Here is a 3,479-nt window from a genome sequence, read left to right as displayed (position 1 = left end):
AGTCTTGAGAAATCATTGCAACCCACCGTGGATTATTGGGTTCTTGATTTAGTTGTTGCAATAGTAGTTCAGAGTATCGTTTAGCCTTATCAAATTTTAAGATTTCTTGAGGGCTGTTTCCCTTGTTTACTACGCAGAGATTGGTGTCAACGATATCTAACTCGCCGTTTGTGGTTATAAGCTCTTCATGTACGCAGCCATGATACCTTATAAAGTCACCTTTTTTGTATAAAACCTTTTTCCTTACAAAGGAATTACCATTGTACGACTTTGTTTTTATAGTACAAACAGGAACTGAACTTGTTTGATCTAGATAGTATAGAAAACTTTTTAATTCCTGACTAGTACAGAGTGAATTGTCGAATACCTCGTCAGAATCAATAACAAAGGTCCACCCTTCTGGAACGAGTTTTAAGCATTCGTTTCTCATATAGGCATAATTTTCTCGCCAAGGAACCTGATAAAGATGAGCTTTTGGAAAGTTTTCTTTAACGACCTGAATAGTATTATCAGTAGATCCCGTGTCTACAACTACAATAGAGTCACAGTAATTGTCTATTGATCTTAGCGCCTCTAGAATGTTTGATTCCTGATTTTTAGTCATTATCAAACCTGTTAGTTGAACATTGTTTTTAGAATTGGTTTGATAGAATGTTGTATAATTGTCGGATTCAGATCTCTTAAATTTGATCATACTATTAATGGTGGTGCTTCCAGTTAATTGATCCTGGTTCTGCTAGTTCACCAACTAGTCCACTGATTCCGTTAGACCATTTTACCCAACTTGGCAGTTTTTTCTTACCACCTTTGACTTGCTTTAACTCTTCTTCGGATAATTTTTAGTAACTTTTCCATAGTTAAACCCTCCCGGTCACAAATTAATTTTGGATGATCTCTTGATCACAATTGCTATTATAATGCGAATAATTTAGGAGAAACCAAACTTGCCTAAGTGGTCATTTTTGATGCCTAAATGGCATGTTTTCACAATTTCACAAATTTTAGCTCAAAAAAGAAGCCCTCGCGGGCTTCTCTAGACTCTATGAACTTAAGCAAATTATTCGATCGTGATGCTGTCTTCGTCTTCAACCGGACTAGCCTTTGGCAAGGTAATGGTCAAAACGCCATCGTCCAATTTAGCGGAGATGTTCTTCTTGTCAACATTTGGCAAGCTAAAGCTTCTTGAGACGGAGCCTTCGCTGCGCTCTTGGCGAACCAAGTTCTTCTTTTTGTCACTGTCGTCTTTGAAAGTGCTGCGGTGGCCAGAAATGGTCAAAAGGCCATCGCTGTAAGCAAGGTGGATGTCATCTTTGTTCATCCCTGGTACGTCAACCTTTACAGTGTATTCTTTGTCATCTTCAGCAACGTCTGATTGCAAAATGTTCCTAAAGGCGTGGCTGTCCAAGAAATCCTTGGAGTTGTCAAGCCAGCCACCCATGTGGTCGAACAAGTCGTTGTAACGGTTCATCAAATCATTAGCCATAATTCAAAACTCCCTTCAACAAATTATTCAATTGCAATTTTTCACAAACAGAGAGGGGAGAAAGGATTGCCGGTTTGTTATCGCTTTCCTTTCTCTACACCTAATATTATAGTCCCTTTTTTAAAAAAGTGTTTAATTAGCACTCAACTTTTTTGACTGCTAACAAACTTTTTACAAAAAGCCTTGAACAGGCTATACTAAAGGCATGAATTTCACTGGAAGGGACTAAAGGGATCAAGATGGTATACTTTCAAAAAATGACCAAGGAAGGCTACAAGCAGATTGAAGACGAGATTGCTGCGCTGAAGGCAGACCGGCCAAGGCGGGTGCAGAACTTAAAGGAGGCCCGGGCCCTAGGCGACTTGTCGGAAAATACGGAATACTCAACGGCCAAAAGGGAACTGCGGCACCTGGACAGCCGGGTGCGGTATTTGAACAAGCAGCTCAAGTATGCAGAAATCATTGAGATCAAGAATGACGGCAAGGTCAACCTGGGAAAAAATGTCACCATCCGCTATGAAGATGATGGGGAAGAGGAAAGCTACAAGATCGTGGGCCGGATGGAAGAGGCTGTAGGCGATGGCAAGCTGCCTTTTGACAGTCCTTTGGGCCATGCCCTCATGCACCGCAAGGCCGGAGATGTGGTGACGGTTGAAGCGCCAATGGGGGATTACCAAGTGACCATCCTCAGTGTGGACAACTAAAGTGGAAAACCGCCTAGCTTAGTGCTAGACGGTTTTTGCATGCTATTTTTTGTTGAGCTTGTAGAAAAAGTAAATAGAGTCAATAAAGAAAACGATCCCGATAAGAGCTACTTCCCAAATGTCTCGGGCAAATAAGCCATATTTTTTCCACAACAGAATGTCGGTTACGGTAATGCCGGTTGCAAAACTGGCAACGAAGGCACAAAGGCTAGTAGCGACTTTGCCATTTAAAATTTCTTTTAGTTTTTTCATAGTACTTTCTTGTACACCCACTTTACAGATTGCAAATGCTTTCTGGCTGAATCCTTATACGTGTATGTCTTCCAGGCATAGTATTCATATCCTTTGGTACAGTAAATTTTTACAGTGTACCACTTCTCTTTTGGTCTCTTTCCAAAATTAATAACATATAGTTCACGCAAGAAATTGATTCCTTTGACATAAGGCCCTACTCCTGGAATTAGGGTTAACAACGTAGATAGTATGAACTTTCCACTCTCAGTCATTTTTCTTACGGTTTCGCTATTATATTTCTGGGTATCTAAGTAGTAGTACTTCCTTCCAGCATGTCTAAAAGAAACTTTACCATTTGCGTAGCTAAAGTTGATAAACGGACTGAAAATACTGTTAGTTTGAGAAGACGGTACCTGGCTATTGGTGATATCGATAGAGCAAACTTCTTCGCCATCTAAATAGATAGTGTAGATTCCATTTGCATTGATAATTTTATAAGAGTGTTCCTCACCATTGTATCTTACCTTGCCGCTCATTCTTGAAGAATCATCTGGTAAGATTTGCATTGTTTCTCTAGATTTTGTGGTTATAGTTTGCCATTTGTTGTCTGATAATCCCTTTGAATAATTGCTATTTGAACTAGTGACTTGCACACTGCTTGTTGTAGTAGATGCATTTACCACGGTTGGAATTGTTGCTTGCAAAAGAGTTGTAGCAGAAAGTCCAGTTGCTAGTCCAACTGCGATTATTTTTCCTATTTTTTTCACTTTTTGCCTCCAAAAAAATTACATTTCAGACAAATTTAGTATAGCACTTATATTTCAAGAATAAAGCGCTTTTTTGAAAAAAACGGTGACCATCCTCAGTGTAGACAACTAAAGTGGAAAACCCGTCTAGCTTAGTGCTAGACGGGTTTTGCATGCTATTTTTTGTTGAGCTTGTAGAGATAGTAGATACCTAGTAAAAAGCCAAAGATGCCTAAAATATAACTAGGATCAGTGGATATCTTGTATTTGAATTCGATAAATGCTTCAGCGGCTGTCCAACCTGCATAAAAG

5 protein-coding genes are annotated in these 3,479 nt (G+C 39.5%); 1 reads left to right on the top strand and 4 read right to left on the bottom strand.

The window, feature by feature from the left end; all coding sequences use genetic code 11:
• Both ACI4WN_RS01195 and ACI4WN_RS01190 read right to left on the bottom strand, forming a co-directional pair.
• Nucleotides 1-604 (bottom strand): glycosyltransferase (locus ACI4WN_RS01195; protein WP_439776616.1); only part of this gene is annotated, 604 nt, incomplete at its 3' end.
• A 453-nt stretch (nucleotides 605-1,057) separates the two neighbouring features.
• Nucleotides 1,058-1,483, bottom strand: coding sequence for an Hsp20/alpha crystallin family protein (locus ACI4WN_RS01190; RefSeq protein ID WP_439776615.1), 426 nt, complete (start codon nucleotides 1,481-1,483; stop codon nucleotides 1,058-1,060).
• Between the two features lie 239 nt (nucleotides 1,484-1,722).
• Between ACI4WN_RS01190 and greA the strand changes: the two genes are divergently transcribed.
• Nucleotides 1,723-2,187: a transcription elongation factor GreA gene (greA, locus tag ACI4WN_RS01185; protein WP_279201238.1), complete on the top strand. Its 465-nt coding sequence runs from the start codon at nucleotides 1,723-1,725 to the stop codon at nucleotides 2,185-2,187.
• Between the two features lie 42 nt (nucleotides 2,188-2,229).
• Here the strand turns inward: greA and ACI4WN_RS01180 are convergent, their stop codons facing one another.
• Both ACI4WN_RS01180 and ACI4WN_RS01175 read right to left on the bottom strand, forming a co-directional pair.
• On the bottom strand, nucleotides 2,230-2,439 hold the full coding sequence (locus ACI4WN_RS01180; protein WP_439776614.1) for a hypothetical protein: 210 nt from the start codon (nucleotides 2,437-2,439) through the stop codon (nucleotides 2,230-2,232).
• Nucleotides 2,436-3,188, bottom strand: coding sequence for a hypothetical protein (locus ACI4WN_RS01175; RefSeq protein ID WP_439776613.1), 753 nt, complete (start codon nucleotides 3,186-3,188; stop codon nucleotides 2,436-2,438). The genes ACI4WN_RS01180 and ACI4WN_RS01175 overlap by 4 nt, the downstream gene beginning before the upstream one ends.
• Nucleotides 3,189-3,479: the final 291 nt, after the last annotated feature.

This window comes from Lactobacillus sp. (assembly GCF_051893255.1).
In the GTDB taxonomy this organism is placed as follows: domain Bacteria; phylum Bacillota; class Bacilli; order Lactobacillales; family Lactobacillaceae; genus Lactobacillus.
The sequence above is the reverse complement of the archived record's forward strand: the minus strand, read 5'-3'. Positions and strand labels throughout refer to the sequence as shown.

Excerpts from the sequence above, each read along its gene's own strand:
- ACI4WN_RS01190 (WP_439776615.1), bottom strand. The coding sequence starts at position 1,483 with ATGGCTAATGATTTGATGAACCGTTACAACGACTTGTTCGACCACATG.
- greA (WP_279201238.1), top strand. The coding sequence starts at position 1,723 with ATGGTATACTTTCAAAAAATGACCAAGGAAGGCTACAAGCAGATTGAA.
- ACI4WN_RS01180 (WP_439776614.1), bottom strand. The coding sequence starts at position 2,439 with ATGAAAAAACTAAAAGAAATTTTAAATGGCAAAGTCGCTACTAGCCTT.